The following is a 25,664-nucleotide window of genomic DNA, read 5'->3' on the forward strand; positions in this document are numbered from 1 at the left end:
GTCACAGCCTAATGCTGAATGATTCTCTACAATCGCGGACTGCCATTTGTGCCAGGTCGTAGTGTATTCTTGGCTACTTTGGTCGACAGGTAATCCAAAAGGAGTACGAAGAACTATGCGAGTTCTTGCTGCAATGAGCGGTGGCGTTGACTCTTCAGTGGCCGCTGCGCGCGCGATCGCTGCAGGGCACGACGTTGTTGGTGTGCACCTGGCATTGTCAAAAGATCCGCAGTCAGTTCGTGCTGGGTCGCGTGGCTGCTGTTCGCTGGAGGACTCCGGCGATGCGCGTCGTGTCTGCGACGAGCTGGACATTCCTTTCTATGTGTGGGATTTCTCGGAGCGTTTCAAAGAGGAAGTGATGGATGACTTCTTCGACTCCTACGAACGTGGAGAAACCCCGAACCCGTGTCTTCGCTGCAACGAGCGCATTAAGTTTGCGGCGTTGCTGGAGCGTGGCATCGCACTCGGCTTCGATGCGGTCGTGACCGGGCATTACGCACTGCTGACCGACGGTCTGTTGCGACGTGGCCGGGATCCAAAGAAGGATCAATCCTATGTTCTCGGCGTGCTCGACCGTGAACAGCTGCGTCGCTCGATGTTCCCAGTCGGTGATACAGAGAAGCCGCAGATTCGCGAAGAAGCTCGCGATATGGGACTTGGCACTGCGAATAAGCCAGATAGTTACGACATCTGTTTTATTCCAGATGGCAATACGCAGGCCTTCTTAGGGGCGAAGATTGGCCGTCGTCCGGGTGCCATTGTGGACTCGGAGACTGGGCAGAAGGTCGCTGATCACGACGGTGTGTACGGATTCACCATTGGTCAGCGCAAGGGCATTGGCCTGGCAGGTCCGATGGCAGATGGGAAACCACGCTACGTCACTGGCATCGATGCCACCGATGGCACTGTCACCATTGGCACGGCGAAGCAGCTCGCAGTGGATGTGTTGGAGGCAGATCGTGCCATCTGGCTTGCTGAACCGGATGATGTAATTTCCGGACCGGTCCAAGTTCAGGTGCGCGCTCATGGTCGCCCGGTGGATTGCACGGTGGACGTCATCGCCGGGCCTGACGACGACATCACAGGCCGAGGTGGCAGCTTCCGCTTGCGGTTGAAAGAGCCGCTTCGTGGCGTAGCCCCTGGTCAAGCAGCGGTCCTGTACCGTCCAGATACAGACCAGGGCGACTATGTCCTGGGTTCGGCAACAATTGTGGCAACAGGTCGAACTGAACAGACTGCCGCGGGGGAATCTGAAACGGCGGAGGAGTCCGGCAAGTGAAGTTCCACGGTCTCGGCTCCATGCCTGGAACCGATGTGGCCGAAGCAGCCGACATCATCGCGGGCGAATCCCACAATGGTGCCCTAGTCCTGCCTGTCCTCCCGGGCCGTGGCCTCGGGGCAGATCACATTGGTCGCACTGGAGCATTGCTTGCTGACTTAGCTCTCGACCGCGGCCCACGCAGCTGGCGCGTTGTGGAAGGCTCGGCTGAACGTCTTTCTCGAGCATCATGGCACGCACGTGACTACCTGCAGCGCGATCTGGATACCTGCGAAGAAGTGTGGGGAAATGCTGTCGACGAGCTGCGTGTCACCGCAGTCGGGCCATGGACTCTCGCAGCTTCTATAGAGTTGTCGCACGGTCACGCCTTTCTCACGGACAAGGGTGCCGTTCGCTTCCTCGCCGACTCGTTAGCGCATGGCTTGGCGAATCACCTTGCGGAGGTACGCCGTCGTCATGCATGTGCCACCGTCAACGTTTTGCTCCGCGAACCATTACTTGCCGACGTCACCCATGGACGCATTCTCGACGCTACAGGTGGACATCGACTTTCAGCAGTCGGACATGTGGAAATGTCAGAAGTGTGGCGACGCGTCACTGAGGTCATCGTCGATGAAAAAACGTCAGTCACCATCATGCCGGGCGGTGCAGCAGGGGAGCTATCTATTCATGCCCTGTCGGCATCGGGCGCGCAAGGGATTGTCATGTCCATAGACCGCATTCGCGGTACCCAGGCACTTGACAACATCGGGGTACTCATTTCTGACGACATGAACCTGGAGATGGGTGTTGTCCCGGGGCGGCCGCCGATTGGTGTATCTGAGGCGCCGGAGGAACGGTCGCTGGCTCAGGCTGTCGCGAAGGTGTGGGATGAGCTCAGCTTCCCACGAACGGACATGTTGACGCGACTGGATATTACGACGCGTGGCGATATGAATAACGCTCCGACTTCATGGCCCGCACAGGCACTAGCCGCTGGGCGGAACACCGCCGAACTGATTGCACGGGCAGCAGGGGATCTCTAGCCCATCAACGTTCTGCGCAATGCAGACTCGAACTGGTCGGTGTGAGTGAGATCCGGCAAGACATGATCCGCTCCAGCGAGCTCATCGGCGGTATACAGCCCGGCCGCGACAGCGATGACTGGAATGTCATGTTCGTGCGCGGCATCGATATCATGTGGCGTATCGCCAATAGCGATTGCGTGTGTGCCTCCTCGTGCGCGCCACGCCTCCAGACAGCTGAACAACACATCGTGTCTCCGCGCCGCATGATCTCCGAAACCAGCGAGAGAAATGTCTATGCTACCGGGGTGGGAATGCATGGTGCTTTGCGACGTCGTCGGCACGCCCGCATGTGCTAATTTCAGCAACCCTGTTGTGCGAGTATTCCCTGTTACGACGGTTTGAGCCGCAGCTATGGTGCCCGCAATCTGGAAAGATTCGGCCGCGCCGGGCATAAACTTCCCAGACCAGCGAGCATGTGTGCAGGCAGTCGCATAGTCAGCAAGTACTTGAGGGAGAAGTGAGCCTGGCAAACCATTGTGGTCGAGGATCTCAGACCAAATTGCGTGGTCGGTGCGACCTGCAAAGGTAAGTCCAGAAGGAACGGATCCGCCCAATTCCGAAATAATGGTGTCGACCTCGCGATGTCCGAATCCACCGGCGTGAATGAGAGTCAGGTCGATGTCCCAAATGACAAGAAGACTGCGTGCAGTATCCATTACCCATCCATAGGCCAGGACGTGCCTACGTCCGTCGCATCTTTACCTTGGTCTTCGAGATACTGCTTGAACGAGGATGCCTGCTCGAAGTACCAGACAGCCTGATTCTCCATTAGCTCCTCGGCATTCATCGTTGTCAGCTCAGGCCACTTCCTTGCCATCATCCAGGCCACCCGGGCAGCAGCCAAGGCGTCTTCGGTTGCATCATGAGCCGCTTCGAGACGGACCTGGTAGTGCTCGCACGTTGCCTCCAAGGTGCGCTTACCTTTGCGATAGGTATCGAACTTCTTGTCAATCACATAAGGGTCAAAGACCAGCCCATCTACTGTAAAGGTGGGATCTTGGGTGCGCAGTACCGTCAAATCGTAGGCAGCGTTAAACGCAACAACAGCGAATCCGTCCGCCCACGCAGCACGAAGCCCTGCGATGGTGTCTGCCAATACCTCGTCGTGCGGACGGCCATGCTCTTGTGCGTACTCCGTGGAAATGCCATGCACAGCAGTGGCTTCTGCTGGGATATCCACCCCTGGGTCCGCGAGCAGCAGCGTTGCGTCTTTGTCTCGACCAGCGAGTCGGACCATAGCCGATGTCACGATTCGACATGAGTGCGGATCTCGACCCGTGGTTTCCAAGTCGAAGGCAAGCATGCGTTGGACGTCAAACGTTTGTGGGGTGCCCATCATGGCTTCAACTCTAAACGGTTCCACGGATGAGGTGTGCGGGGTGATCAAAGTAAACATGCGCAGCGCACTAGACTTGGTTCCGTGACTGAGACGACGAACACTGAAGCATCTGTCCCAAGCCAGATTCGGCATGAGTGGGAGCAGCTTGCCGACGACGTCCGTAAAAACGCATCCCTCTATTACCTGGATCAGCCGGTTATTTCCGATGCCGAATACGACGAGATGTTTCGGCGCCTGCAGGAGTTGGAAGCTCAGTACCCGGAGCTAGCAACTCCGGACAGCCCCACTCAGACTGTGGGCGCTGCGGTTGAAATTCCGTCCGATGGTGCTGTCTTCGAGCCTGTCGAGCACTTGCAGCGCCTTTACAGTTTGGACAATGTCTTCGACGAGGCAGAGCTGCGCGATTGGCTAACCCGAACACCGGGTAGTGCGTATCTCACGGAGCTGAAGATTGACGGGCTGTCAATCGATCTGGTGTATGAAAACGGCCGATTGGTTAGGGCAGCAACGCGTGGCGACGGTCGCATTGGCGAAAACGTCACAGCAAATGCACGGACGATCCCTGACATTCCACAGGAGCTCAACCAAGACGCGGGCGTGCCAGTGCCGCAGGTGCTGGAAGTACGCGGCGAGGTGTACATGTCTGTGGCGGAGTTTGAACGTCTCAACGAAGCACGAGTCGCGGAAGGGAAGCCAGAGTTCGCGAATCCCCGCAATCTTGCGGCAGGCTCTTTGCGGCAGAAGAATCCAGAAGACACCGCCAAGCGTAAATTGTCCATGATCTGTCATGGCATCGGGCATGTGGAAGGGTGGCGACCGGATTCCCAGCACGGTGCATATGAAGCGCTCGCTGCGTGGGGATTCCACGTGTCTCCGTACACGAAGCGAGTTTCCAGTGCTGAGGACGTCGTCAAGGAAATGCAGTACTGGGGTGAACACCGCCATGATGCAGAGCATGAAATGGACGGGCTCGTCGTCAAGTTGGATCTGCTCAGCGAGCAGCGCGCAGCGGGTGCGACGTCGCGTGCTCCGCGGTGGGCGATCGCATACAAGTACCCGCCAGAGGAAGTGACCACGGACCTACTGGATATTCGCGTATCTATCGGTCGCACCGGTCGTGCGACGCCGTATGCGGTGATGACTCCGGCGCGAGTTGCTGGCTCCACGGTGGAGATGGCAACCCTGCATAATCCAACCGAGGTGCAACGCAAGGGAGTGCGTATTGGCGATCGGGTGATCATTCGCAAAGCGGGCGAGGTCATTCCGGAAGTGCTTGGTCCCGTCGACGAGCTCCGTGATGGCACTGAACGCGAATATGTATATCCGACATTGTGCCCGCAGTGCGGTACCCGGCTAGCTCCGTCCAAGGAAGGTGATGCCGACTGGCGTTGCCCCAACACGCGCTATTGCCCAGGTCAGTTGCGGAGACGCGTAGAGTTTCTCGCCGCTCGTGGCGGTTTCGATATTGAAAACCTTGGCCAGCGGGGAGCGGAAGACCTCATTCATCGTGGCATTCTCGCCGATGAGGGGATGCTCTTTGACCTCACCGGGAGCGATCTGGCTCGCTCTGAGGTTTATACGACGGCGGCTAAAAAGAAGCGTGACGACGACGGGGTCTTTCGAGGCACACTGTCCGCAAATGGCAAGAAATTGCTAGCAAACATTGACGCTGCTAAAGACGCGGAATTGTGGCGCGTGCTGGTCAGTCTGTCAATCCGACATGTCGGTCCGATCGCTGCGCGGGCCTTGGCTCAACGATTCGGGTCGATGGATGCGATTAGGTCTGCACGTCGCGAAGAACTGGCTGCAGTAGAGGGGGTCGGTGGCATCATCGCAGACTCTGTTGTGGAGTGGTTCGCGGTTGATTGGCACCGCGAAGTAGTCGACCGATGGGCAGCGGCGGGGGTTCGCATGGCTGACGACGTCGTCGATAAGCCAGATCAAGTTCTCGAAGGACTCACCATAGTGGTGACCGGATCCTTAGAGAACTTCACTCGCGACAGCGCTAAGGAAGCCATTCTGGTGCGCGGAGGTAAAGCAGCGGGATCGGTGTCGAAAAAGACATCGGTCGTTGTCGTTGGCGAAAATGCCGGCTCGAAGGCGACGAAGGCGGAAGAGCTGGGAGTACCAACCTTGGACGAAACAGGTTTTGAGAAACTGCTCGAAATCGGGGCAGAAGCAATTCCGAGCTAGGCGCTACGCCAAAATTGCACCGACAATATCGCCAATGCGGCCCAGGTGTTCCACCTCGCTAGGGAGGAAGTCAGGACCACCAGGGCGGCCGATCACCAACGTGTAGTTGGTTCCCATTGGGGCAGCTGCCAGTGACGAGTCCATCACCGTCCATGATTCAGGAAGCCATTCCTCGACTTCCGGATCCAGGTGAAGGGGCTTTTCTACCGGTGAGCTGCTCAGCGTGCGACCGTCGTCTTCCGGCGCAGCCATAGACGCGGCAATTCGAGTGGTTTCACCATTGTTGTGCGCAAGCATCAAAGCCCACCCAGCAGTCATAGTCTGTGGAAGCCCATCAACGATCTCTTGCATAGCGCGCACCGGCTGATGGCGGTGCCGAGCAAGCTCCGCGAGCAGTGCGATTTGGCCTCTACGGTCGACAGAACCGAAAAATGGGCGGATCGAGTCGACTTCAACACCGTCAAGAGACTGCGCTGCAGTAATAAGAGTCTCCGGCAACGTGCCCGAAGGGAGGTCAACAACGATGTCATCGATAACTGTGCCATCTGGAGAATGCTCCACAACATCGACGCTGCGAATATCGCCCTCAACCTCGCCCAGAGCTGCAGCCAGATATCCCAAAGAGCCTGGGACATCTGGGAGTTGAACACGTAAGAGGTATGACATAAGTCTCTAGGCTACCGGGATTAGCCGTAGTCTCGCTGAAGTTTTCGAGTAGAAAGGCCTGAGAGTTTCGACGGGTGACAGATATTCACCGCATGCCCGCGGTGGGGCATTCCGGCATTGCCGACCCCAATACTGAACCAAATCCGCGGTAGCGACTACCCTTAGGGGACACATACTCGAGTAACGATCTCCAACATGAAAGGGGTCACGCGTGCCCGCCATCTCGCGCGACGAGGTTGCCCACCTCGCACGACTGTCCCGCCTGGCACTGACCGACGCTGAGCTCGATGAGTTCGCCGGTCAGATCGACGGCATTATCAACCACGTTCAGGCTGTTCAGGAAGTTGCTGCAGCTGATGTGGAACCAATGAGCCATCCGTCGTCGTTGGCTGGTGTCATGCGTGAAGACACCGTGGTACCAACTCTGTCACCGGAGCAGGCATTGGATCAGGCTCCATCGTCTGAGGAGCAGCGTTTCGAAGTTCCACAGATCTTGGGCGAAGAAGAGGAGTAGGGCGCAGCATGTCTGACCTAAATAAGAACTTGCATGCCGCTGTTGCTGAAGATCCAATCCTGGGTCTGACCGCAGCTGAATTGGCAGAGAAGATCCATGCGCGTGAACTCACGTCCGTAGAAGTTACCCAGGCGTTCCTTGATCGCATTGGTTCGCTCGATGGCGATATCCACGCCTTTCTTCATGTTGGTGCAGAAGAAGCGCTCGCAGCTGCTAAGGCTGTCGACGAGTCGTTGGACCGTGGTGAAGCGCCCGCCTCAGCTCTCGCTGGTGTCCCACTGGCTCTGAAGGATGTCTTTACCACCACCGATGCGCCAACGACTTGTGCATCGAAGATGCTCGAAGGGTACATGAGCCCTTACGATGCAACGGTGACGCGCAAGCTGCGTGAAGCGGGTATCCCAATCCTGGGTAAGACCAACATGGATGAGTTTGCAATGGGCTCGTCCACCGAGAACTCTGCATTCGGGCCAACTCACAACCCGTGGGATCTCGAGCGCACCGCTGGTGGTTCCGGTGGCGGTTCGTCTGCAGCACTGGCTTCAGGCATGGCACCTATTGCGATCGGTACTGACACTGGTGGGTCGATTCGCCAGCCAGCAGCGCTGACGGCAACTGTTGGCGTGAAGCCAACGTACGGCACCGTTTCTCGTTACGGTCTTGTTGCTTGTGCATCATCGCTGGATCAGGGCGGTCCGACCGCACGCACGGTCCTGGACACTGCGCTCTTGCACGAGATCATCGCCGGCCACGATGCCTACGATTCCACCTCCACCGAGCAGCCAATCGCTGATGTCGTGGCTGCCGCAAAGGAAGGCGCCAATGGTGACCTCTCGGGTGTGAAGATTGGTGTCGTCAAGCAGTTCAACCGTACCGACGGATACCAGCAAGGTGTACTTGATAGCTTCCACGAGGCCGTCGACAAGATGAAGGAAGCCGGCGCTGAGGTTGTCGAGGTCGATTGCCCTAACTTCGATCACGCACTGAGCGCGTACTACCTCATTCTTCCGTGTGAGGTCAGCTCGAACCTGGCTCGATTCGATGGCATGCGTTACGGCCTGCGCGAAGGCGATGACGGCAACCATTCGGCAGATCAGGTCATGGCGATGAGCCGTGCGGCTGGATTCGGCGACGAGGTGAAGCGACGCATCATTATCGGTACGTACGCACTGTCCGTTGGCTACTACGATGCCTATTACATCCAGGCACAGCGTGTTCGTACGTTGATCCAGCAGGATTTCGAGAAGGCATTTGAACAGGTTGACGTGTTGGTTTCGCCAACCACTCCGACCACTGCCTTTAAGCTCGGTGAGAAGATCGACGATCCGCTGAGCATGTACATGTTCGACCTGTGCACCCTGCCACTGAACCTTGCTGGCATGTGTGGCATGTCGGTGCCATCTGGCATTGCTAAGGACACAAACTTGCCTGTGGGTCTGCAGATTATGGCCCCACGCCATGGCGACGACCGCCTGTACAAGGTCGGTGCTGCGTTCGAAAAGGTTCGCGGGCCGATTGCGTAACAGCACGACATACCTAGCGCCGCGGGAAGCCTATTTGGCTCTCGCGGCGTTGTCGCTTGGGTTCTTCATGAATCTGCTTGATCAGTCCATTGTGGCTGTGGCGATGCCGGACATCATGAAGTCCTTCGATGCGGGCTATGACACCGCGATTTGGGTGAGCAGCGCGTACTTCTTGGCGTACGTGATCCCGCTGTTGGTCACTGGTCGACTGGGCGATCAGGTGGGGCAGCGGCGCATGTTCATCACGGGCATCGTGATGTTCACGGTGACATCTCTGTGGTGCGGAATGTCTTCGACCATCGAGTCGCTCATCGTGGCGCGCTTTGTCCAGGGACTCAGCGCTGCGATGATTGCCCCACAGACTCTCGCAATCATCACACGCATTTTTCCACCAGATAAGCGTGGACCAGCAATGGGACTGTGGGGGACAGTGGCGGGTCTTGCTCATCTCACGGGTCCAGTACTGGGCGGTTTCTTGGTGTCTAGTGCTGGTTGGGAATGGATCTTCTACATCAATATCCCTGTCGGTATTGTGTGTATCTTTCTTGCCGCGAAGTGGATCCCGCAATTGCCGACAAACTCCCACTCGTTCGACAAAGCCGGCATCGTGGCGTCGATTGTCGGTATGAGCTGTCTCATTTTCGGCATTCAGCAGGGTGAAGCAGTTGGCTGGGATTGGTGGGTCTTTCTCTTATTGATAGTCGCTGCCATTGCATTGGCCGCATTCGTGAAACTGCAGTCGACCGCTGCGCAGCGCGGTGTTGAAGCGCTTGTTCCGTTGAGTCTGTTCGCGCACCGCAACTTCTCGCTCGGTGCGTTCTCTATTGCAGCGATGGGTTTTGCCGTTGCATCGAACGCGCTGCCGGTGATGTTGTACCTGCAGCAGGCAGAGGAAAAGTCAGCCCTTGAAGCGGGATTGTTGTTCGCCCCGATGGCCGTGGTGGCCGGTGTGCTGGCACCCATTGTTGGTGGTCTCATCGGTAAGTTCACGCCACGTGTGCTGTCAGTTGTGGGCTTTGCGACGATGGTCCTCGGCCACATCGCCATGTTCTGGGCAATGCGCCCGGAGTTGCATCTCGGTTGGGTGGTTGTCGCGAGCGTGATTCTGGGTATCGGCAATAGTTTCGTCTGGGCGCCTAACTCGACGACGGCGATGCGCGATGTCGCTGAGCATTCGGCGGGAGCCGCCTCAGGTGTGTACAACACCACTCGGCAGGTGGGTGCGGTGTTGGGTTCGGCAGCGACGGCTGCGTTCATCCAATTCCGGGAAAACGCCGGTGCTGGATCAGAAATGTTCGGACACGTTTTGCTCATGCAGGCGGTCGCCCTGGTGTTGGGACTTATTGCGGTGTCGCAGTTTGTCCAGCACTCTGACGGGCAAAAACCCGGGGCGTAATACTCTGACAATTGCAGAGGAATGCCCTCAGGAAGCAGGACTTGTCAACCAGTACTAAGGTGGTGCTCATGCGAATTGCGACCCTCACTTCCGGTGGCGACTGCCCCGGCCTTAACGCCGTCATCCGTGCCATTGTGCGTACCGCTAGCAGCGAGTACGGATCTACTGTCGTCGGTTTTGAAGACGGCTGGATTGGTCTTATGGAAGACCGTAGGGTCCAGCTTTACGATGACGAGAATATTGACCGCATGCTCCTGCGTGGTGGCACCATGCTTGGCACTGGCCGTGTTCACCCAGATATTTTGATGTCCAGCCTGGATCGAATCAAGGAAAATCTTGACGATGCCGGCATTGACGCCCTCATTCCAATTGGTGGTGAAGGCACGCTGAAGGCTGGCAAGTGGCTAGCAGACAATGGCGTTCCTGTCGTGGGTGTACCAAAGACCATTGATAACGATGTCAACGGTACTGACTACACCTTCGGTTTCGACACGGCAGTGGCTGTGGCTACCGATGCTGTCGACCGTTTGCATACGACTGCAGAGTCGCATCAGCGTGTGATGATCGTCGAGGTTATGGGTCGCCACGTCGGTTGGATCGCCCTGCATGCAGGAATGGCAGGTGGCGCTCACTACATCGTTATTCCTGAGCACCCATTCGATATTAACGAGATCTGCAAGTCCATGGAGCGTCGTTTCCAGATGGGCGAGAAGTACGGCATTATCGTCGTCGCTGAAGGTGCGTTGCCAATGGAAGGCACGATGGACTTCCAGGAGGGTGGCGTGGACCAGTTCGGCCACCAGACCTTCACCGGCATCGGCCAGGTTATTGGCGATGAGATCAAGCAGCGTACTGGCTATGACGTGCGTACCACCGTGCTCGGCCACATTCAGCGTGGTGGCACCCCAACTGCATACGACCGCGTGCTGGCAACGCGTTACGGTGTGCACGCAACCCGCGCAGTTCATGAGGGCGATTACGGCAAGATTGTTGCGTTGCAGGGCGAAGGCATCGTTCGCATCAACATTGATGATGCCGTTGCAGAGTTGAAGACGGTTCCAGCGAGCCGCTATGACACCGCAATGGCGTTGTTCGGCTAGTAACTTGCCATTTCGCTAACAGCTACGACCGTGGTGTTTGAGCTTCACGACGGTCGCAGTAGAAAAGCGTCACACCGGTACGGAAGGTCGACGCAAACCCCCGGGGCAAAGCCCAGATGGTCATACAAATACCAGCGGAGGTTTGCCTCGACCTTTTCGCGTATCTGGGTCTTGGCATTAAGCCAATATGAGCGGGTACGAGCAAGCATGACAATCTGCTCGGGAGTCAGCTGTTGCTGCCACTCGGTACGCAGCACTTCACAAATCCGCAACGGTGCCACCACCTCAGGTAAGAAACCTGGCTTCTGCACGTCACCGGCGTGCATGATCCGAGTGAGTCGATGTACCCACGGAATGCGAACATCGAGGGTATTCCACACGAGCAGCGCCACACCGTCGTGTGACAAGACTCGGGCGAACTCTGCCGAGGCTTCCGCTACATTGACCCAGTGCCAGGTTTGAGCGCAAGTAATGATGTCGGCGGAGTCGTCGTCAAGCATGGGCATGGACTCGGCAGTCCCAAGAAAGCGGCGTGCGTCGGGACATGTTGTGGCGAGGGTATCGAGCATCACGGTACTTGGATCGATGGCGTTGACTGTAGCGCCGGCATCGAGGAGCTGTCGGGTTAGTTGTCCAGTGCCAGCGCCGACATCGACAGCATGGGTACCAGCTAAGTTCGTGAGGCTGAGCATTTCCAACACTTCGTGCGGGTAGCCGGGACGAACAGAATGGTAACCGAGTGCTCCGTCATCGCTATTCTTTAACTGGTCTGCGAAGGAAAAACGCGCAGTATCCCGCAGCTCCGCAGAACGGAAAAGCGGATTGTCCCGCTTCGATGTAGGCGGAATCGGAGGGTGTTCTTTCGGGCTCGGCACGATCAATAGCGTAGCGGAGGCCAAAAGTCATTCGCAGACCCACGAGGTTGGTGGCACTTCACTGTGCAATAGGATCGTTCTATGCTTACCCGCATTGTTTCTATCGCTTTAGCATTTGTCGGACTGATCGTCGGCGCAGGGTTTGCCTCTGGACAAGAGGTCATGCAGTACTTTGTTGCTTTCGGCATGGAAGGGGTGTGGGGCGCGATTGCGTCGTGCATCATCATGACGGTGTCTGGCTTGGTCGTGTTGCAGCTTGGTAGCTATTTTCAGGCTCAGGAGCACACTGCGGTTTTCAAGCGGGTGTCGAAACGCTGGGTTGCCATGTTCCTCGATGTGGCAGTCATGATCACGCTGTTTTCAACGGGCGTGGTCATGATGGCGGGCGCGGGGTCCAATCTCAATCAGCAGTTCGATGCCCCGGTGTGGCTTGGCACGACCCTAATGCTTGTCTTCATTTTGGCAGCGGGCATGTTGAATGTGGACAAAGTCAGCACCATTATTGGTGCCATTACGCCATTCATCATCGTGTTCTTGGTCATTGCATCGATTTACGCGGTGTCTAAGGCCGAAATGTCTTTCGGAGATGCAGCGACGTATGCCGAGACCCATGTCCAGACAACGCTGCCACATTGGGGCGTATCTGCCCTGAATTACGTCGGATTTAACTTGATGGTGGCAGTGTCGATGGCGATCATTATCGGTGGCGACAACTTCAACCCGCGCGAAGCTGGCATCGGTGGTCTGCTTGGTGGTCTGCTTTATGGCGGTCTGCTGTTGTTGTCAACGGTGGCGCTGATGTCGTCCATCACGACGGTGGAAAACGACGAACTGCCGATGTTGTCACTTGTAAATAGCATCCATCCGGTGCTGGGAACTGCTATGGCAGTGGTCGTGTACGGCATGATCTTCAACACCGGCATCGGCATGTTCTATGCCCTGGCAAAACGTGTTACTGCACGTAAACCACAACAGTTCCGACCATTGTTCATTGCGGTGACTCTCATCGGATTCGGGCTTGGTTTCCTCGGATTCAAAACCCTCATTGCATACGTGTATCCAGCACTTGGTTATGTCGGCGTCGTGCTCATTATCGTGATGTGCATTGCGTGGCTACGAGGACGCATCCGCATCACTGAAGAAGCCCACCGACGCCGTCGCATGTTGGATCTGGTGCGCATGTTTGGCGGTCGTCGTGACGCGGATCCTGCGGACTCTGGACGCACACGCATTGAGCTAGAGCAGGAGATGGCCGCCTCGAATTTGCCTAACGACGAACTGGAAAAGCGGCTTCTCGACCGCCGGCCAGATAGTCGCTAAGCGGTGGTCGGGAGGGTCTCATGGGTACTGGTGGCGTGTGACTAGTAACATGTGATTCCATGACCGCCGCTTACGCTGATGACCTGATGGACTTTGATGAAGTCCTGGAACGCTTCGATCCTGTGATGGGTATGGAAGTGCACGTTGAGCTCGCTACGAACACCAAGATGTTTTCGGCGTCCTCGGCGAACTTCGGTGCCGATCCGAATAGCAATGTAGACCCAGTGAGTCTGGGTCTACCTGGCGCACTGCCAGTTGTTAACCGCAAGGGTATTGAATGGGCAATCAAAATTGGTCTTGCCCTGAACTGCAAAATTGCAGAGTCTTCGCGTTTTGCGCGCAAGAATTACTTCTACCCAGATCAGCCGAAGAACTACCAGATTTCTCAGTATGACGAGCCCATTGCATACGACGGCTACCTGGATGTCGTTTTGGACGACGGCACTGAGTGGCGCGTTGAAATTGAACGCGCACACATGGAAGAAGACACCGCGAAGTTGACTCACCTGGGTGGCACCTCGGGACGTATTCATGGTGCAACTCGATCCCTGGTGGACTGCAACCGTGCAGGCGTGCCATTGATTGAGATCGTGACGAAGCCAATCGAGGGCGCAGGGGAGCGCGCTCCAGAAGTCGCCCGTGCATATGTCTCCGCGCTGCGTGAACTGGTGAAGGCCCTTGGGGTGTCGGATGCTCGCATGGACCAGGGTTCGATGCGCTGTGACTCCAACCTTTCTCTTCGCCCAAAGGGGCAGACTGAGTTCGGTACCCGCACGGAAACCAAGAACATCAACTCGGTGAAGTCTGTTGAGCAGGCTGTTCGCTATGAGATGCAGCGTCAAGCGGCGGTGCTGACTGCTGGTGGTTCGATCCGTCAGGAAACCCGCCACTATCAGGAGACTGATGGTTCGACGACAGCTGGTCGTATCAAGGAGACCGCGGAAGATTACCGCTACTTCAACGACCCAGATCTGCCACCAGTATTGGCACCACGTGAGTGGGTCGAAGAAATTCGCGCGACACTTCCTGAACTGCCATGGATACGCCGTGCTCGCATCCAGGAAGAGTGGAAGCTCTCCGATGCTGAGATGCGTGACCTGGTCAACGCAGGTGCTATGGATCTCATCGTCGAAACCGTCGAGGCCGGCACTACTCCAGACGAAGCTCGTGCATGGTGGGTTTCGTACCTGGCACAGCAGGCAAACAAGCGTGAGGTGGAACTTGATGCCCTGGAGATCACTCCGGCACAGGTCGCGCGTGTGGTCGAGCTGATCAACGAAGGCAAGCTGACGAACAAGCTGGCCCGTAAGGCTGTTGACGGTGTTCTTGATGGCGAGGGCGATGTTGACGACGTCGTCAAGGCTCGTGGTCTTGAAGTAATGCAGGACGACGGAGCTATTGAAAAGGCTGTCGACGAGGCCCTGGCTGCAAACCCAGACATCGTGGAGAAGTACAAGGCCGGCAATAAGAAGGTCACCGGCGCGATTGTTGGTGCAGTCATGAAGGCAACTCGTGGCAAGGCTGACCCAGCGCAGGTCAACAAGATGATTGCTCAGAAGCTGAAGTAGTCAGCAATCAAACAACCAGGGCACCACGCTCATTAGTGACCGTGGTGCTCTCTTATTTTTGGCGAAGGCACTAGGTGGTGCGGGGCAAGGCGGTGCGGGGCACGTGCTGAAGTCCCACGCACTAATCTGGCGATCCACCACCGCCGGCACCGGCCGGCAGACGGATAACTCGGTCGTCGTTTTCGCCACCAGGAATGGTTCCCGGGTCAATCGCGCGCTCGGGTGACTTATTCGACGTGGCTCCCCAGATTTCGACGCCTTGTCCGCTTACCACGCCTGCTACAGAGGTGATATGACCGAAGTCGCCGTCGACAAGAACTTCCGGTGAACCTTCGACAACCCAATGCGGATCCAGCGGATGATTGTCGCTGCCGATTTTGATGGAAACCACCCGTTGGACATCGGGGACAGCGACGATGACGCTATCGCCGACGATGGCGCAACCGCCGATCGAATTGTCCAGGTCAACGCCACCCACCGGAGTCAGATAGCCAGCTGACCATTCCACCAGCATGGGCACACCATCGAGAATTGCCGTGCCCAACTGTGGCAATCCGGTCGCGCCATTGCCGTGACAGAACGTCTTGAAGTCAATGCCTGGATCGCCGATAAGCAGCTTCTGCAAGCCCTCGTCAGAGTCCATGAAAATGCTCAAAATCCCAGGTTCGTTGAAATCCGACAGCTCCCTTACATCGACGTGACCGCCGGGCATCAACGTCAGACGCGCAACCGTCGAATCTTCGCGCAGCATGTACACCTGGCCGTCTTCCTCCACAGTGGGAGAGGCAAGGAACTGACGCACAGGTGCCCGATTGTGCGTGACGACGGTTGGCGCTAGGCCAGGAACGACCAGCCACACATCACCGTCCGCAGTTGCTGCTAAACCACGACCGATGCCCGCGTGACTGAGGGCGGTAGTTTCTGGCAGACATGCGGCAATGACGACATCGTCAAGTGAGCACGGAGGACGAGGACCACGCGGAGAATGCGTAGGAGCGGCGGACTTGGGGAGCTCTGGGCTGTCCATCTTGGGCATCTTGATGCCGGTAGGTTCGCCAGCGCGCTCGGTAAATGCTGCCTGCAGGTCAGGGGAATTATCCATGCAACCAGTCAGAGTCACGGAGACTGGCACAACAACAGCAGCAACGCAACCAACTACGCGACCGAACTGGGTACGAATGCGAGTGCTGAGCCGTGGACTGGACATGATGTTCAAGGATAGGTCATTGCGCGGATTTTGAAGCAGTGACGAAGACACGTGCTGGTGAAACTTTTCGACACACTCGGCGTGCGCACACGAAAACCCACGGTAAACAACCTAGGCTGGGCATTGTGAACGACGAAGAGAAGAACCCGAATACCCAGAACATCGAGAATGTAGATGACGGGCTCGACGACGATCTTGACGTCCCGACCTACCGCAAACTCGCTGACGACTCCGCTGACGCTGCTGACAACACCTCCGCGGGAAACGCCGTGGCGGGCACCCGCGATGTCGAACCGAACAATGCCGAAACAGAGATTCTCGCTGCTGACAATGCGCCAGCCGGCTCTGCATCAGCAGTAAGCACAGACGACTTGCCGAATAGCGCAGACACGAACCCGCGTATGGAAGCAGTGACTGCATTGGATGCGGAAGATCTCGTTGACGCAGGGCTCGATGATTCGTCGACTGCTGCATCTGCTACCGCTGCTTCTGGCGGTGCTGCTTCTGGCGGTGCTGCGGCGTCGGATGAGACTCAGATGCTTGATAAGCATGACGCAACTTCGAAGAGCGACTCTGAAAAGGCTCGTCGCGGAGATCCTTACCGTGCTGCGGGTAGGGCAGCACCGCAGGTCATTGCGCCGTTGGCAGCGGCTAAGAATTATCGAGAAGCAGATGCGGATTTCGCCGACTCCACCGCTGCGGATGATCTTGAGGCAACTCAGGTGGCTCCTGCAGCTGGGTCGCATGATGGTGATGACGCGCCAACGGAGATGTACGACGCCTCCGATAATTCACGTGTCGACGGCGACGATAACGCAACCTCCGTCATGTCAGGAGCACTCGCTGCTGGTGCAGCCGGTGCAGGAGCAACGGCAGTAGGTGCCAGTGCACTCGGCGACCGAGATGGCGATGACACGCGCGACCTCGATCGCGACCGTGACCGTGATCGTGACCTCAATCGTGATCTTGACACGGATCGCGATATGACTCGGGCGCACGACGATGCAGACTTCTACGACGAAGTGGAACCAGAAACCCGTCGCGGAACCATCGACTTCGGTTTACTTATACTGCGTCTTGGTGTCGGTGGCCTGCTGTTGTTCCATGGCTTGGCTACGTTCTTCGGCCTCGGCGAGGGAGCGGGCATTGGTTCGCTTGAAAGTGAATTCACCGCACAGAACTTCAACTTCGCGGGAGTTTTGGCAACTGCAATCCCAACCATCCAGATCATCGCTGGTGGTTTGTTGATTCTTGGTCTCGCAACGCCACTGGGCGCGTCCCTCGCACTTGCGTTGTCAATCTTCCTGACGATGTTCGAGTCTGCACGGTCCGGTGCCGGACTTGCTGCACTTGGCGACGACACCGCAGGTATTCAGGGCCAATTGATGCTCACCATCGCTGCTCTGGCTTTGCAGTTCACAGGCCCGGGTCGGATTGGCTTGGACTTCAGCCGTGGTTGGGCGAAGAGACCATTGGTAAGTTCCTGGATCTTCTGCGTAGTGGCTATCGCCGCTGCAGTCGCTGCTTGGTACTTCACAACGGGTTCGATTCCGTTCATGAGCTAACCAGAAAGCGAAATAGTGCTGGTGGCTTGAGCCGACCGCAATGGACCTTCCTAGGAAGGTCCATTTTTTATGCACCACTTCTAACAGGCCACGGCGCTCGGCCACCCGTAGATTTCCATGCCATTCACGTTGGGTCTTCTTCCTCGGGACGGAGTGAATGGAATGGAAATCCACGGGGACAGGCTCGCCCGGGAGTCGCTCACACGGGGGAGTCCGAAATGATGCGGCAAGTGGTACTCGGGTGTTAACCCTCAAGTTTAAGTTTATAGTTAGAGAATGCTTAAACTTCGTCGCTTTCCTCGGGTAGTTACGTCAAGTGTTGTTGCCTCGGCTGTTGTCGCAACGTCGTTGACCTTCGCAGCGCCAGCTGCACAAGCCATCCCACAGCCACCCGTCAACTCTATCGGAAATATGCAGTCGCCGGAGCGAACCCAGATTTCTGTCGCGCTCCCATTTGGTCTTCGATTCGGCACTGCAAACCAACATGATTCGCGGCCAGGATTGTCCATGGTGAAGTTGTACATCGGACAGTACGTCGTAAAGCATGGTGAACCTGGCGACATTGCCAAAGTCAGTCGGATGATTGCTTCGTCTGACGACAACATTGCGACGCAGCTGTATCAGAAGTATCCGAATGCAATTCAGTGGGCGAAGGACACATATGGATTGCACGACACTCATTCCGCTTCACACTGGGGAAATGCTTCGACGTCGACGTATGACATCGTGACGTTTATTGAAGCGGTTCGGGTGTCCGATCCCGTTGGTCCGGTGATGAACGGAATGCGCGGAAAGACTGCTGTTGCAGCCGATGGCTACACACAGGACTACGGAACGGCAACACTGCCAGTTGTGACTGGTTCCAAGCTTGGCTGGTCGGATGATCGAAATTCGTTCCATGCTTCGGCATCGTTTGGTCCGGGCTTTTCTGTAGCCGCTGCTACGAATGGTTCGAAGGAGCAGCACAACCAGGATGTGCATGGAGCGATTTACGGACCAGCTGCGGGGACCCTGAATTCTCCAGCGCTGCCAGGCTTCTAACCGGGGACTGGGTGCGGGGTCTGACTATCGCGAGTTGATGCGATCAGTGTTGCTTGACCCCCATTTGAGGTCAGTCAAAGAGTGATCTCTGTCATGCAGCTCGGTTACTTCGATTCGAAGTTGATAAGCAACCATCTTTCTAAATAGCAGTTTTTCCATATCGGAAAATGGCTTCTTTCCGTTACGGAATAATTGTAAATGCATCGAGTTAACTAAAAATCTTCGTGTTTTCTTCCTTTATAGGTTGTGGGTAGTGATGGACATAGTCCTAATATCCCTTGGTTCGCATTTAAGTCAATTTCCTTGAGGCTGAGAATTTGCTTGGTGGGTACTTAAATGCTTTTGCGTGACTGTCCGGGAGTTACTAATCTTTACGGGGGTTAATAGCTATTCCCCTCGGACTGGATTCGCGATAACCGCGGAGCGACGGTCGGGGATTGAGCACGGAGGAATACGTGAGAACTCGGTACTTAGTCACAGGTGGCAGTGGATTCATCGGATCGCACTTGTGTGATCGATTGCTGGCCGACCAGAACACCGAGCTTGTTGTCTGTATGGACAATCTCGATACGGGGCACCTCGACAATATTGAGAACGCTTTGCAGGATCCGCGGTTCCATTTCATTGAAGCCGATGTTCGGAACGAGTTCGAGATTCCATTCGACATTGACGCGGTTTTTCATTTGGCAAGTCCGGCATCGCCTCCTGGGTATATGCAGGATCCGGTCGGCACATTGCTCACGGGTGGCGTCGGCACATACAATGCAGCGCTTTTCGCCAAAAAGAATAACGCTCGCATCGTGTACTCATCTACTAGCGAGGTGTATGGCGATCCCAAGGAACATCCGCAGAGAGAAACCTACTGGGGAAATGTGAATCCCAATGGGCCACGTTCGTGTTATGACGAGGGCAAGCGATTTGGTGAAGCTATGCTCTTCGCTTTCGCAAAGAACGAGGGGCTGAACATCGGGGTCATTCGTATTTTCAATACGTATGGTCCACGTATGCATCCGTCGGACGGCCGGATCATTTCGACATTTGCCGACCAAGCTTTGAGTGACGCTCCCTTGACCATTTACGGCGATGGTTCTCAGACTCGAAGCTTCTGCTACGTCGACGATCTCGTCGAAGGCTTCGTCGCCATGATGCAGTCAGATGTCACTGGGCCTGTTAATTTGGGCAACCCGATCGAAAAATCAGTTCTGGAAATTGCAGAAATCATCCGAGCCGAAACTGGTTCGTTGTCTGAAATTACGTACCACCCACTTCCTGCTGATGACCCTACTCGTCGTCGCCCAGACATTTCTCAGGCAAAGGCAGTCTTGGACTGGTCACCACAGGTGTCTTTGAAAGAAGGCTTGCGACGTTGTCTCGACTGGCATGTCGAGCGTCGCAAGAAGGCTGCTGTAGTTCCAGCTGACGCGTAGGTTGGGGCAGTGTCATTGAAGAAGGGTGAGGCTCAACCTCTGACCACCGTTGATGCTCCAGGAATCATCGACTTCCCAGCCGACGGTCCTGTCTATCGTGACAATAAGGTCAGGCCTGCAGTCGCTCCGTCTTCTCTCTTTATTCCAGCAATGACGGGTTGGCAGCGTTTCCAGGTTGGAATCATGTCAGCGCTGTGGGTTGCCGGCGCCGTGATCTTCATGCTGTGGTGGGCAAATCCTAGCCACATTATTGGTCCAGTTCGATTCGCTTTCAACACCCTGCTGCTGAGCTATCTCATTCTGATGCCAGCAATTTTCGTCTGGCGCATTCATAAGATCCGCAAGGTATCGCCTGATGTGTCCGTCCCAGTTTTGCGGACAGCGTTCGTCGTCACGCGCGCGCCGAGCGAAGAATGGCACGTCGTAGAAACCACCCTCCGCGCGATGCTGAACCAGAAGATACCGATCGCATATGACGTCTGGCTTTGCGACGAAAGGCCAACGAGCGCTATCCGTCGCTGGTGTGCGAATAATGGAGTGCTGCTGTGTAGCCGGGACGGGGTAACGGAGTATCACCAAGAAGTGTGGCCACGTCGGACACGGTGCAAAGAAGGAAATCTGGCCTATTTTTATGACACCGTGGGATACCAAAAATACGATGTTGTCGCTCAGCTCGACTGCGATCATGTGCCGTCGCCGACGTACCTCGCGCACATGCTACAACCGTTTTCCTGCGACGAAGTCGGCTTCGTAGCCGCGCCAAGTATCTGTGATTCCAATGCGGAAGAGTCATGGGCAGCTAGGGGCCGGTTACATATGGAATCAGTGTTCCACGGCCCGTTCCAAGCGTCGCACAACGGCGGAATGCTCCCAATCAGCATTGGTTCTCACTATGCGGTACGCACAAGCGCGTTAAAAAGAGCTGGCGGAATTGGGCCAGAATTGGCAGAAGACTTTTCGACGTCGTACCTCATCTATCAGGCTGGATATGATGGCGCGTTCGCCATTGATGCAGAGGCGCACGGCTTAGGTCCTACGACCTGTGCTGCGATGTTGACCCAAGAGTTTCAATGGACACGTAGTTTGACCGTGCTGGCTTTGGGCCTCGTGCGCAGAACTGTGCGTCGAGTCCCGGCGAAGACGCAGGCACGGTTGACTTTCGGTGTGACATTCAACGCTGTTTTTGGCGCGATGGCACTCATCGGCACGTTGTTGGCTCCTGCATCGGTGGTTTTTGACTTCCCATGGGCTTCAATCAATTTCCTCGAGTTTCTGGTCTTCTTGAACTTGCTGTCGCTGCCGTTGGTAGCGATGGTGGGCTTGCTGCGGGGGGCAGGATTATTGCGTCCCGTTGATTCCAAGATCATCAGTTGGGAGCTCGTGCTGTATCAGATCGTGCGGTGGCCATTTCTCGTTCACGGAACAATCGCAGGTGCGCGGCAGGTGCTGACGGGGAAGAAGACTGAGTTTCGGGTGACTCCCAAAGCAATGACGGGGGTTGAACCTTTTGCTTTCAACCAATTGATTCCGCTGTTGCTTGTCATCTATGTCCAGCTCATTCCTGGTATTTGGGGATTGGTAGCAGACCGGTCCATTGGTTACGCCGGATTATGCCTGCTCGGTGCCGTGTTGTATGCCGTGGCCGCGTTCAGCATGCCGATCCTTCATGCAGCAGAACTAGAAGGTGTGGAACCTGACGTTGGGCCTCGAGCACAAGCCGTTGCGGGGCCAGCAATTGTTGCTGGTTTCACCCTGGCTCTGTGTGTCGCAGCAATTGTTTGGTATAGCATCGTAGTCTTTTAAGAACTGGGTTTTCCAGAATCTACAAACGAAGGATCCGTACATGTCTGACCAAAAGCAGGGCCTCACTGTATTCGTTACCGGTGGAGCTGGCTTTATCGGAAGCCACGTCGTTGTTAGTCTCATCGAAGCCGGCCATACCCCGGTTGTTTTCGATGACTTCACAAACAGCAATCCAGCTGTCTTCGACAAAATTGCCGAGCTCACCGGCACAACCGTCGAGTGGATCGAAGGCGACATCACGAATGCGGAACAGCTCACAAAGGCTCTTTCGACCCATGAATTCGATGCAGTCATGCACTTTGCCGGACGCAAGGCCGTGGGCGAGTCCTGCGATGAGCCTGAGCTGTACATGGATGTGAACATCGGTGGAACTGCAACACTGTTGGCAGCGATGCGAGATACCAACGTGAAGAAGATTATTTTCTCGTCTTCATGCTCCGTGTACGGAATTGCAGAGAGCGAGCCACTGACTGAGAAGTCAGCAACGGCGCCGACGAATCCGTACTCGTGGTCAAAGTTGACATGTGAAGGAATGCTGGAAAACGTCGCAAACTTCCGCGATGGATTCGCTGCTGTCTCGCTGCGCTACTTCAACCCGATCGGTGCCCACCCGTCCGGTTTGATTGGTGAGGATGGTCGAGCTGATTCGCCGAACATCATGCCGCGACTCCTGGAGGTCGCAACTGGCGAGCGTGACAAGATCACCGTATTCGGCAAGGACTACGACACTCGTGACGGTAGCTGCATTCGCGACTACCTCCATGTGGTGGACATCGCTGATGCCCATGTTCAGGCGCTCGCGCTTCTCGACGAACCAGGCCACGACATCATCAATCTCGGCACTGGTGTGGGAACGACTGTTTTCGAACTCATCAATGAGCTATCTGCCGCTTCGGGCAATGACGTCACGTACGAAGTCGGCGACCGTCGTCCAGGCGATGTGCCAGCGTTGGTTGCTGATGCCCGCTATGCAGAAGAGGTCTTGGGCTGGGTACCTAAGTACGATGTTTCTGAAATGTGCAGGGATGCATGGCGCTTCTACACTGAAGGTCGCACTGCACCAACGAACGGCTGATTGCCTACCTTCTGGCCCGCAAGGTCAGTAGCAGTCGCATCGAACTCGTCTCCGCACACCGCGGCAGGCGAGTTTTGTGTTACTGCCTGGGTGCTCGGATCAAAATGCAGGTCAGCGACCTTTGCTGACGCACCCTTGGCTGGGGCAATCGATTCGAACGACCCAGTATCTGTTGGAGAAGCAGACCACCATTCTGGGAACGTCGTAAAGCTAGTGCCTATGGATTCCACCGCATTCGTGGAGTCTCCAGTGAAATAGGCGTTGCCACAGAAACGGGCTCCGGTGGGATTATTGAGTTCGCTGAGCTTGACGACGGGGCCAGGCGCGGTCATTTCGAAGTAGTTGCGGAATATTCGTGCGTTGGAAACATCTGCGGCGATCGAAATTGACTGCCCTGAGGTAGAAGGACTGGAAATGATTGAATTGTTGGTTACCAGCAGGTCATTAATTTCAGATAGTGGTCCGCCATCGTTCAGTCCGCCTCGGATACTAATTTGCCCATGGTAATTGCCCCAGCGAGTGTCATTAACGCTGGCGTTGAATCGGACGATGTTTCGCGATGACTTTTGCCCGTCGTTGGCGAAAATGAGGTATCCAGGACCCATATTGTCCTTGGAGACATTACGTTCGAGAATCGAATTAGTGACCCCGAGATCTAAGCCGAAGCCACCGCCGTCCGCTTCCTTAGTTTTGTTGTCTCTCGAAATATTGTCGCGAATCGCGATGTTATTGGAGCGGTACGCCCACATTCCAATAGGGCCTTCAGTTGCACTCGAATAGGCGCCGTTATTTTCGGCCAAGGATCGTTGAATAACACCACCGTCAACATTGCCTAAAACAATTCCACTGCCAGAATTTGCTTCGGCTGTTGCATCACCAGTTGTGCCGGTGACTTGGACGCCGTCGATAAGTACGTTCTTGTGCGAGAAATGCGGGGAGTCGGGAACAGCGTTATGAAAAAGAATGCCCTGCATTCTGTTATCGGATAGCACCGAATTTCTAATGGTGACATCCGTGAAGCCAGCTTCTCCGTCGCCGGAAACAAGAATGCCATGCTTCAACTTGCTCACTCGGACGTCGTCGATGCGAATGTCCTCGTTAGGTACATCGGTACGCTCGGCTTTGATCCATATGCCCTCAGAGTCTGTGGGGTTGGTGGGGTTCGCTTTGATGTCGATATTGCTAATGGAAATATGGGAAGAATCCTGAATAGCGATGCCGGCTTTACCAGGGGCAACAGTGATGGAAGCACGCTCGTCTTCGCCAGAAGTGACCACAATGGGATCTTCTTTGGTGCCCTTCAACTCGGAGAGGTTAAGCATGCCGTCGATGCCTTGACCCAGCAGGACAATTTTGGTGCCCGGGCGAATCTTTTCCCGTGGGACATCTGACAGCGATGATAGCGCTGCTTTGGGGGAGGACCCATCGCCGTGGGCAGAGCCCTCAGCTGAGACGAACAAGGTAAGTGGGCTGTAGTACTGCTTGAAGACATAATTTCCAGCAGCGAAGAGTGCAGCGATAATTGCCCCAGCAATGGCAATACGGAGAATACTGCTGCGCACTATCGTGGCACCTCCGAGTAGTAGTCCGGCTCAATTGGGTGGAGTCCAGAGTTGTGACGAGTAGTAATTGTATTGGTATTACGAGCTATTCGAATCGGCGACCTGCCAGACTGATTCGAAATCCAATTGTTAGAAATGTCCACATCGTTGATGTATGGAGAAACTGTAATCTCACCATGCCAGTGTGTCCTATTGCAATTGTTGATCAGCCGATTGCCTTGGATCCGATGAGAGCAATGTTTCTCAGTAGGTGATGCATTCCAGAGCATGACTCCAGCTCCGTCGTTGCCATATGCGATGCAGTCAGCAATTTCGGCATTGGTGACACCAATATCAAGATCGAATCCAGTGCCGTCAGCGGGACCGCTTGTGCGATTACCAATACTCACACAATGGCGAATGGAGACGGCATCCGAATAGTACGTCCACATTCCACAGGGTCCTTCGGAAGCAGAGCAAAGAAAGCCGTTTCCTGATGCAGTACATCGTTCGATAATCAAGTTCTGGCATTGACCCGCAACGATCCCTGACCCTGAATTTCGATTAGTCCATTCTGGAATGCCCGATGTGGAAACCACGGAAGTGTCAGCTATAAGAACATCGTGGTTGACATATGTCAATGTCCCATCCCCGTAGATGAGAATTCCATCTCGTAAGCAATCCTGGACATGGCAATTAGTGATGCTCACACCGGTGAGTGCCTTTTCACAAGCGCCCCCAACGGCAATTCCGACATGCGCACTAGAAACCCGCAAATAACGAAGTTCGATGCCTGCTGTTCCGGTTAGATCTGACCACACTGACACTGCGTCTGATTGCCGTGAGCCAATGATAGTGAGATTCACCACCGCAATATGCGAGGAATTTGCGATATCAATCCCACGAGATCCGTCCGGCGCAATAATCACCGCTGGCTGGGGGAGATGCGACGAGGTTACGTCGTCAAGTTCGATCGTGGCGGAGCTCACCGTAATCGGTGCACCAGGTTCCCCGGAATGGCGAATGCGTAGGGTTCCACTATGAGTTGCGCCCGGCTCGAGAAATACAAAATCCCCTGGGCACAGCTCATGATGGGTGACACGGTCAAGAGTGCGCCAAGGGGATCTCACGCTGCCGTCCGAGCTGTCATTACCACTGGTTGGTG

Annotated in this window: 21 protein-coding genes; 14 read left to right on the top strand and 7 right to left on the bottom strand. The window is 55.7% G+C overall.

Features of this window, described 5'->3' with window-relative positions:
- Positions 1-115: 115 nt before the first annotated feature.
- Positions 116-1,279, top strand: coding sequence for a tRNA 2-thiouridine(34) synthase MnmA (mnmA, locus tag WG934_RS04190; protein WP_339988813.1), 1,164 nt, complete (start codon positions 116-118; stop codon positions 1,277-1,279).
- Entirely contained in the window at positions 1,276-2,304 is a 1,029-nt protein-coding gene (locus WG934_RS04195) for a methionine synthase (protein WP_339988815.1), read from the top strand. Before mnmA ends, WG934_RS04195 begins: the two co-directional genes overlap by 4 nt.
- Here WG934_RS04195 and WG934_RS04200 read toward each other — a convergent pair.
- Together WG934_RS04200 and WG934_RS04205 are read right to left on the bottom strand one after the other, a co-directional pair.
- Complete coding sequence (locus WG934_RS04200) at positions 2,301-3,002, bottom strand: HAD family hydrolase (RefSeq protein ID WP_339988817.1); 702 nt, start codon at positions 3,000-3,002, stop codon at positions 2,301-2,303. The genes WG934_RS04195 and WG934_RS04200 overlap by 4 nt on opposite strands.
- Positions 3,002-3,682, bottom strand: coding sequence for a 3'-5' exonuclease (locus WG934_RS04205; RefSeq protein WP_445228205.1), 681 nt, complete (start codon positions 3,680-3,682; stop codon positions 3,002-3,004). Before WG934_RS04205 ends, WG934_RS04200 begins: the two co-directional genes overlap by 1 nt.
- 84 nt (positions 3,683-3,766) lie before the next feature.
- On the opposite strand from WG934_RS04205, the gene ligA reads away from it, so the two are divergent.
- Complete coding sequence (gene ligA, locus WG934_RS04210) at positions 3,767-5,878, top strand: NAD-dependent DNA ligase LigA (protein WP_339988819.1); 2,112 nt, start codon at positions 3,767-3,769, stop codon at positions 5,876-5,878.
- Positions 5,879-5,881: 3 nt separating this feature from the next.
- Here the strand turns inward: ligA and WG934_RS04215 are convergent, their stop codons facing one another.
- The gene (locus WG934_RS04215; RefSeq protein WP_339988820.1) at positions 5,882-6,544 is read right to left on the bottom strand and encodes an amino acid-binding ACT domain protein; all 663 of its coding nucleotides are present in this window, start codon (positions 6,542-6,544) and stop codon (positions 5,882-5,884) included.
- 211 nt (positions 6,545-6,755) lie between these two features.
- On the opposite strand from WG934_RS04215, the gene gatC reads away from it, so the two are divergent.
- The 4 genes from gatC (at position 6,756) to WG934_RS04235 (ending at position 11,077) form a co-directional block, all read left to right on the top strand.
- The gene (gene gatC, locus WG934_RS04220; RefSeq protein ID WP_339977911.1) at positions 6,756-7,058 is read left to right on the top strand and encodes an Asp-tRNA(Asn)/Glu-tRNA(Gln) amidotransferase subunit GatC; all 303 of its coding nucleotides are present in this window, start codon (positions 6,756-6,758) and stop codon (positions 7,056-7,058) included.
- 8 nt (positions 7,059-7,066) lie between these two features.
- Positions 7,067-8,581 (top strand): Asp-tRNA(Asn)/Glu-tRNA(Gln) amidotransferase subunit GatA, encoded by a 1,515-nt coding sequence (gene gatA, locus WG934_RS04225; protein ID WP_339977913.1) that lies wholly within the window; start codon positions 7,067-7,069, stop codon positions 8,579-8,581.
- Positions 8,574-9,977 carry a DHA2 family efflux MFS transporter permease subunit gene (locus WG934_RS04230; protein WP_339988822.1) on the top strand — a complete coding sequence of 468 codons (1,404 nt, stop codon included), beginning with the start codon at positions 8,574-8,576 and terminating at the stop codon, positions 9,975-9,977. The genes gatA and WG934_RS04230 overlap by 8 nt, the downstream gene beginning before the upstream one ends.
- 68 nt (positions 9,978-10,045) lie before the next feature.
- A complete protein-coding gene (locus WG934_RS04235; RefSeq protein WP_339977917.1) occupies positions 10,046-11,077 on the top strand; it encodes a 6-phosphofructokinase in 1,032 nt (343 codons plus the stop codon).
- A gap of 44 nt (positions 11,078-11,121) precedes the next feature.
- Here the strand turns inward: WG934_RS04235 and WG934_RS04240 are convergent, their stop codons facing one another.
- On the bottom strand, positions 11,122-11,952 hold the full coding sequence (locus WG934_RS04240; protein ID WP_339988823.1) for a class I SAM-dependent methyltransferase: 831 nt from the start codon (positions 11,950-11,952) through the stop codon (positions 11,122-11,124).
- An 81-nt stretch (positions 11,953-12,033) separates the two neighbouring features.
- Here WG934_RS04240 and WG934_RS04245 point away from each other — a divergent pair, with 81 nt between their 5' ends.
- The gene (locus tag WG934_RS04245; protein WP_339977921.1) at positions 12,034-13,272 is read left to right on the top strand and encodes a YkvI family membrane protein; all 1,239 of its coding nucleotides are present in this window, start codon (positions 12,034-12,036) and stop codon (positions 13,270-13,272) included.
- 59 nt (positions 13,273-13,331) lie between these two features.
- A complete protein-coding gene (gene gatB / locus WG934_RS04250; RefSeq protein WP_339988825.1) occupies positions 13,332-14,840 on the top strand; it encodes an Asp-tRNA(Asn)/Glu-tRNA(Gln) amidotransferase subunit GatB in 1,509 nt (502 codons plus the stop codon).
- 121 nt (positions 14,841-14,961) lie between these two features.
- Here gatB and WG934_RS04255 read toward each other — a convergent pair whose 3' ends face one another.
- Positions 14,962-16,047, bottom strand: coding sequence for a glucose dehydrogenase (locus WG934_RS04255; protein WP_339988827.1), 1,086 nt, complete (start codon positions 16,045-16,047; stop codon positions 14,962-14,964).
- Positions 16,048-16,172: 125 nt separating this feature from the next.
- On the opposite strand from WG934_RS04255, the gene WG934_RS04260 reads away from it, so the two are divergent.
- From WG934_RS04260 to galE, 5 genes are all read left to right on the top strand, one after another.
- A complete protein-coding gene (locus WG934_RS04260; protein WP_339977927.1) occupies positions 16,173-17,612 on the top strand; it encodes a DoxX family protein in 1,440 nt (479 codons plus the stop codon).
- 276 nt (positions 17,613-17,888) lie between these two features.
- Positions 17,889-18,653, top strand: a complete 765-nt coding sequence (locus WG934_RS04265; RefSeq protein ID WP_339988828.1) for a hypothetical protein — start codon at positions 17,889-17,891, stop codon at positions 18,651-18,653.
- Between the two features lie 455 nt (positions 18,654-19,108).
- Positions 19,109-20,080 carry a UDP-glucuronic acid decarboxylase family protein gene (locus WG934_RS04270; protein ID WP_339977931.1) on the top strand — a complete coding sequence of 324 codons (972 nt, stop codon included), beginning with the start codon at positions 19,109-19,111 and terminating at the stop codon, positions 20,078-20,080.
- 9 nt (positions 20,081-20,089) lie between these two features.
- Positions 20,090-21,883, top strand: coding sequence for a glycosyltransferase family 2 protein (locus WG934_RS04275; protein WP_339988830.1), 1,794 nt, complete (start codon positions 20,090-20,092; stop codon positions 21,881-21,883).
- A 40-nt stretch (positions 21,884-21,923) separates the two neighbouring features.
- Complete coding sequence (gene galE / locus WG934_RS04280) at positions 21,924-22,958, top strand: UDP-glucose 4-epimerase GalE (RefSeq protein ID WP_339977935.1); 1,035 nt, start codon at positions 21,924-21,926, stop codon at positions 22,956-22,958.
- Here the strand turns inward: galE and WG934_RS04285 are convergent.
- Positions 22,922-24,520, bottom strand: a complete 1,599-nt coding sequence (locus tag WG934_RS04285) for a right-handed parallel beta-helix repeat-containing protein (protein WP_339988831.1) — start codon at positions 24,518-24,520, stop codon at positions 22,922-22,924. The two genes, galE and WG934_RS04285, sit on opposite strands and share 37 nt — an antisense overlap.
- Positions 24,520-25,488, bottom strand: coding sequence for a right-handed parallel beta-helix repeat-containing protein (locus WG934_RS04290; protein ID WP_339988832.1), 969 nt, complete (start codon positions 25,486-25,488; stop codon positions 24,520-24,522). Before WG934_RS04290 ends, WG934_RS04285 begins: the two co-directional genes overlap by 1 nt.
- Positions 25,489-25,664 lie beyond the last annotated feature (176 nt).

This window comes from Corynebacterium sp. H78, from assembly GCF_037572275.1.
GTDB lineage: Bacteria > Actinomycetota > Actinomycetes > Mycobacteriales > Mycobacteriaceae > Corynebacterium.

Bases quoted from the DNA above. Each gene is read 5' to 3' on its own strand.
- mnmA (WP_339988813.1), top strand. From the start codon at position 116: ATGCGAGTTCTTGCTGCAATGAGCGGTGGCGTTGACTCTTCAGTGGCC.
- WG934_RS04200 (WP_339988817.1), bottom strand. From the start codon at position 3,002: ATGGATACTGCACGCAGTCTTCTTGTCATTTGGGACATCGACCTGACT.
- WG934_RS04205 (WP_445228205.1), bottom strand. From the start codon at position 3,682: ATGGGCACCCCACAAACGTTTGACGTCCAACGCATGCTTGCCTTCGAC.
- WG934_RS04215 (WP_339988820.1), bottom strand. From the start codon at position 6,544: ATGTCATACCTCTTACGTGTTCAACTCCCAGATGTCCCAGGCTCTTTG.
- gatA (WP_339977913.1), top strand. From the start codon at position 7,067: ATGTCTGACCTAAATAAGAACTTGCATGCCGCTGTTGCTGAAGATCCA.
- WG934_RS04235 (WP_339977917.1), top strand. From the start codon at position 10,046: ATGCGAATTGCGACCCTCACTTCCGGTGGCGACTGCCCCGGCCTTAAC.
- WG934_RS04245 (WP_339977921.1), top strand. From the start codon at position 12,034: ATGCTTACCCGCATTGTTTCTATCGCTTTAGCATTTGTCGGACTGATC.
- gatB (WP_339988825.1), top strand. From the start codon at position 13,332: ATGACCGCCGCTTACGCTGATGACCTGATGGACTTTGATGAAGTCCTG.
- WG934_RS04255 (WP_339988827.1), bottom strand. From the start codon at position 16,047: ATGTCCAGTCCACGGCTCAGCACTCGCATTCGTACCCAGTTCGGTCGC.
- WG934_RS04265 (WP_339988828.1), top strand. From the start codon at position 17,889: ATGCTTAAACTTCGTCGCTTTCCTCGGGTAGTTACGTCAAGTGTTGTT.
- galE (WP_339977935.1), top strand. From the start codon at position 21,924: ATGTCTGACCAAAAGCAGGGCCTCACTGTATTCGTTACCGGTGGAGCT.